Genomic DNA, 4,375 nt, shown 5'->3' on the forward strand with positions numbered 1-4,375 from the left:
GGGTGTAACTTACCTATACCAGGAAGGCAATAAACGCAGTCGGTTTGGCACTGATTTATAAGCGGATCGCTGCATCCATCGCGCGTAATTACACAAGATCCCTCGCCGTTCTGTAGCGGAAGTGGAGGGCTTTTTATTTAAATCAAACCGATACAGATCATACGGTTTGCTACATCAAATATCCTCAAACACTATTATCAAGCGCATATCGAGCTTCTGTATCAAATCTCGCTTAGCCCTACTACTAAGTCAGTTTTCAGGTCGATTTTGTAATAATTTTAAAATAAGCGAAAAAAATAATTTGACAAAAGCTAGCTAATCGCTTGGGTCAGACCAGAGACCGAGTACTAAGAACACGGTAGGCCCACGTTTAATTTGCTTCAAAGGCTAAGCTGTCGGAAATTCCCTCCACAAGTAGTTAGTGGAGGGGTTGTTTTTTAAAGCTCACTTGTAAAACCAAAACCCTGATATGCCCGCCACTTAGCGACGTTGAATCAGACATAAACTGGCTGTTTTGAAAATAACCTGCTTTAAATTAGGCGATTACCAACCGGTCGGTAAAGATCCCTGCAGAGCTTAAAAATAACAACCCATCAAGTTGACGTCTTATCGCCCCCGGAATTATCCATGGTTACCGAAATATCTGGGGCGTCTGGGGTCTTCATGCCAACAGAGTGATAGCCAGAGTCTACGTATATAACCTCGCCCGTGACGCCGGAGCTTAGATCGCTGATCAAAAATACCGCCGTTCCGCCAATATCTTCCAGCGTAGTGTTTCTTCTTAGTGGAGAGTTATACTGATTCCATTTCAATATATACATAAAGTCCCCTATGCCCGAAGAAGCGCGCGTCCTGATCGGGCCGGCTGAGATAGCGTTTACCCTTATGTTTCTTGGGCCTAGATCCGTTGCCATATATCTTACGCTGGATTCCAGCGCTGCCTTCGCGATTCCCATGACGTTATAATTGGGAACCACTCGCTCTGCCCCCAGGTATGAAAGCGCAATCATACTGCCGCCGTTTGGCATGATCGACTGCACCTTTCTGCATAACGAAGTGAACGAATAACAAGATACATCCATCGTCTTGAGGAAGTTATCCCTAGTCGTATCATAGTAATTGCCACGTAGCTGATTTTTGTCAGAATTTGCAATCGCATGTACTAAAAAGTCAACAGACGTCCACTGAGCAGTTAATTGTTCAAAAAACGAATCGATGCTGGTTTCGCTTAATACGTCGCATTCTATTAGAATCCTTGATCCAACAGCGTCCGCCAGCGGCTTAACATCCCTGAGAAGCCTTTCTGATTGATAACTGAATGCCAGCTCTGCGCCATGCTGGCTTAGGCTTTTTGCTATGCCCCAGGCAACTGACCTCTCATTAGCAGCCCCCATAATGACGCCGCGCTTGCCCTTCAAGAGGTTAGAGATCGTGTCCATATAGTTATTTCCTAATGACCTAGCCTAACATACATAGGGGGTTTAGTGAACATTGCTAAACCTAGCACAGTATTGTAGAAATGCATAAAGATTAGAGCCAGTTAAATGGTTTAATTGGGGCGTAGCCAAGTGGTAAGGCAGCGGGTTTTGGTCCCGCCATCGTGGGTTCGAATCCTTCCGCCCCAACCAGATACAGCGGTTCTTTTGAATTCTGTTTCCTAACATGATGTTGTCATGAAGCTTATATGCGGCCCAAATTGCGATCCGGGGTTGGCTTATGGATTAGCTAGCTGCTTGAAAGCGAAGCCTGAATCCTGTTGTATCCGCAATAAAGACGACCAAAGCGCAGAAGTAAATATTGAGTCAAACCTAAATGGAGAGGCAATTGTCATAGCTGATTCATTAACTCCACCGCTTCATACCAACTTGGTAAACCTTTTGCTGATCATTGATGCCGTTAAGCGTGCCGGCGCTGGGGAGATAACTGTTCTTGTGCCATACTTCGGCTATGTAAGGCAGAATCGCATCATACCCGGTACAGCAGTTCCGGCTGAGCTGGTAAATAAGCTTATTACAGCATCTGGCGCTGATAAGGTCTATTCAATCGATACTCACAGCAAAATAACCGGGATTAACAATATCTGTCCGACAGAGTTATTTGCCAAAAGCCTGGGTAAGTATACAAAGGAAATGACGCCAGATCGTATAACAGTTTTATCGCCTGATAATGGCAGTATTGCGCGAGCACGGCAATTGGCCGGCCTGTTAAATACTTCGTTTGCTTCAATTGCAAAGACAAGATCTAGCGATGGACAGATTGCGGGAAGCCTTTCGCAGCCAACGCTTACCGAAAACTGCATTATAGTTGACGATATAATTGACAGCGGAGCAACTATGGATTACGCATGTCTGGCTGCTATAAAGGCAGGGGCCGAAAGCCTGATATTATGCTGCACGCATCTGCTTAACTGGGCGTCTGTGCAAGCAATTATCGACAAATATCCTCAGATAACGCAACTACTTACGACAAATACCATTAATCAGCTTGCAGTTTGCAATAAGCTAATACCATTAGATGTTTCTGATTTGTTTGTAGAAAACCTTTGTAAAGCTTCAATGTTAAGTTGAACGAAGTTACCATACTCCGCTGTACGCTGTTCAACCATCATTTGACTTGACATTATAAGCGCGTACAGCTAGGCTTCCTCACAGTTATTCAAGCGGGCTGCGGGTATGGCGCGAGTATGTAAAATCACTGGCAAAAGAGTTATGGCCGGCAATAATGTCAGCCATGCCAATAACAAAACCAGAAGGCGGTTTCTGCCTAATCTGCAGTCAGTTTCCTTCCCAAGCAGTCTTTTAAAACGTCAAATTGGAATCAGCAGCATATCTCCTGCCGGGATACGTTTTGTCGAAAAGTGCGGAGGTATTGACTCTTTTTTACTGAATACCTCAACCGATAAGCTTTCTCGGCCTATGAGGAAGCTTCAAAAGACGCTTATGGCACTTGAGCAAACAGACGAATAATTTACGCCGGCTGTAAGAAGACTAAACTTATTATACCTCTATTGTAAGGCCGTCATGGGCAGGAATCATATAGCTGGGCAGCCTGCCAAGCAAATCATCATAATCGGCATTTAGCCCCATATTGGTTAGGAATACTCTTTTTGGTTTTATTATTTCTGACCATCTTAGAACCTGTTCTAGACTGGCATGGGTTGAATTTGCCCCAACCTCTAAACATTCAACAATCCAAACGTCAATGCCTTGCAAGCACTCGATATTTTCTGGCGGCAAATCCTTCATCTCAATCGTGTAGGCGAAGTTTCCCATACGCAGGCCTAAGGTATTGCAAGGGCCGTGATCTTGGACCATCCAGATGCAGCTTATTCCACAAATATCCAGCGGATTGTCTTTAACAACTTGCGCGCTTAGGCAAGTGGAGTACCAGGTTCGGTTAAATGTGCCAGGGTCAAACAGATAACTGAACCGCATGGTGATATCGTCAATGGTATCCTGGTCGCCATATATGGGGATTATCTTGTCGTGAGCCTGAGATATTCTTCTAAGTTCGTTTATGCCGTGCGTATGGTCGCCGTGCATGTGCGTGTAAAACACCGCGTCGATCCGATTTACCCCAGCGCTTAGAAGCTGATACCGTAAATCAGGAGACGTATCGACCAAAAGATTGGTATCCGCGCTTTGTATTAGGATAGAAGCCCTTGTCCGACGATTTTTGGGATTTTGAGGATTGCAAGCCCCCCAGCCAAATCCAACGTCAGGAACGCCGCCTGATGATCCGCACCCTAAAATCCTGACAGTTAATCGCTTAGACATTGCGCTTTTGTAAACAGAGTGAAGAAATTTTTGTGTATTTGTGCAGTTAAATCCTGAAGACTCATGCACTTAAGCTCGGCAATTTTTTCGGCAGTATACTTCACATAAGAAGGTTCGTTTCGCTTGCCGCGCATAGGTTCTGGCGCAAGATAGGGCGCGTCTGTCTCAGCCAAAATGCGATTTATAGGCGTTTTTTTGACTAGCTCACGCAGAGCATCAGATTTCTTAAAGGTTATTATTCCAGAAAACGAGATGTAAAAACCCAAATCAAGCGCCTGCTGCATAAGCCATTCGCTTCCTGCAAAACAGTGAATGACCCCGCTTGCCGCACCGATGGATTTCAGTATCTTTATCGTATCTTCCTCGGCGTCTCTAGTATGAATAACCAGTGGCAATCCTGCATCTATGCCGGCTTTGGCTTGAAGAGTGAATAGCTTTTGCTGCAGCATGTGATCGATGCCATCGTAAGAATAATCCAAGCCAATTTCGCCTACCGCCACAGTTTTGGGGTCTTGGGCACAAGATTCTATCCAAGCCGATACGGCTTGCCCGTCCAAAGAATCGGCATAATCCTGGATTTCGCTGGGATGTATGCCAAC

General features: G+C 45.1%; 5 protein-coding genes and 1 tRNA gene. 3 read left to right on the forward strand and 3 right to left on the reverse strand.

Features of this window, described 5'->3' with window-relative positions:
- Positions 1–593: 593 nt before the first annotated feature.
- Entirely contained in the window at positions 594–1,439 is an 846-nt protein-coding gene (locus tag LBL30_04450; protein MDR1032337.1) for an SDR family oxidoreductase, read from the reverse strand.
- A 115-nt stretch (positions 1,440–1,554) separates the two neighbouring features.
- Between LBL30_04450 and LBL30_04455 the strand changes: the two genes are divergently transcribed.
- The 3 genes from LBL30_04455 (at position 1,555) to rpmB (ending at position 2,966) form a co-directional block, all read left to right on the forward strand.
- Positions 1,555–1,628 (forward strand) — tRNA-Gln (locus LBL30_04455).
- Positions 1,629–1,673: 45 nt separating this feature from the next.
- Positions 1,674–2,567, forward strand: coding sequence for a ribose-phosphate diphosphokinase (gene prs / locus LBL30_04460; GenBank protein ID MDR1032338.1), 894 nt, complete (start codon positions 1,674–1,676; stop codon positions 2,565–2,567).
- Between the two features lie 105 nt (positions 2,568–2,672).
- Positions 2,673–2,966 carry a 50S ribosomal protein L28 gene (rpmB, locus tag LBL30_04465; protein ID MDR1032339.1) on the forward strand — a complete coding sequence of 98 codons (294 nt, stop codon included), beginning with the start codon at positions 2,673–2,675 and terminating at the stop codon, positions 2,964–2,966.
- Between the two features lie 30 nt (positions 2,967–2,996).
- On the opposite strand, the gene LBL30_04470 is transcribed toward rpmB, so the two are convergent.
- A complete protein-coding gene (locus LBL30_04470; protein ID MDR1032340.1) occupies positions 2,997–3,776 on the reverse strand; it encodes an MBL fold metallo-hydrolase in 780 nt (259 codons plus the stop codon).
- Positions 3,761–4,375: TatD family hydrolase (locus LBL30_04475; GenBank protein ID MDR1032341.1), on the reverse strand; the 615-nt coding region annotated here is incomplete at its 5' end. The genes LBL30_04470 and LBL30_04475, both read right to left, overlap by 16 nt.

This window comes from Holosporales bacterium (genome assembly GCA_031263535.1).
In the GTDB taxonomy this organism is placed as follows: domain Bacteria; phylum Pseudomonadota; class Alphaproteobacteria; order UBA3830; family JAIRWN01; genus JAIRWN01.

Bases quoted from the DNA above. Each gene is read 5' to 3' on its own strand.
- LBL30_04450 (MDR1032337.1), bottom strand. From the start codon at position 1,439: ATGGACACGATCTCTAACCTCTTGAAGGGCAAGCGCGGCGTCATTATG.
- prs (MDR1032338.1), top strand. From the start codon at position 1,674: ATGAAGCTTATATGCGGCCCAAATTGCGATCCGGGGTTGGCTTATGGA.
- rpmB (MDR1032339.1), top strand. From the start codon at position 2,673: ATGGCGCGAGTATGTAAAATCACTGGCAAAAGAGTTATGGCCGGCAAT.
- LBL30_04470 (MDR1032340.1), bottom strand. From the start codon at position 3,776: ATGTCTAAGCGATTAACTGTCAGGATTTTAGGGTGCGGATCATCAGGC.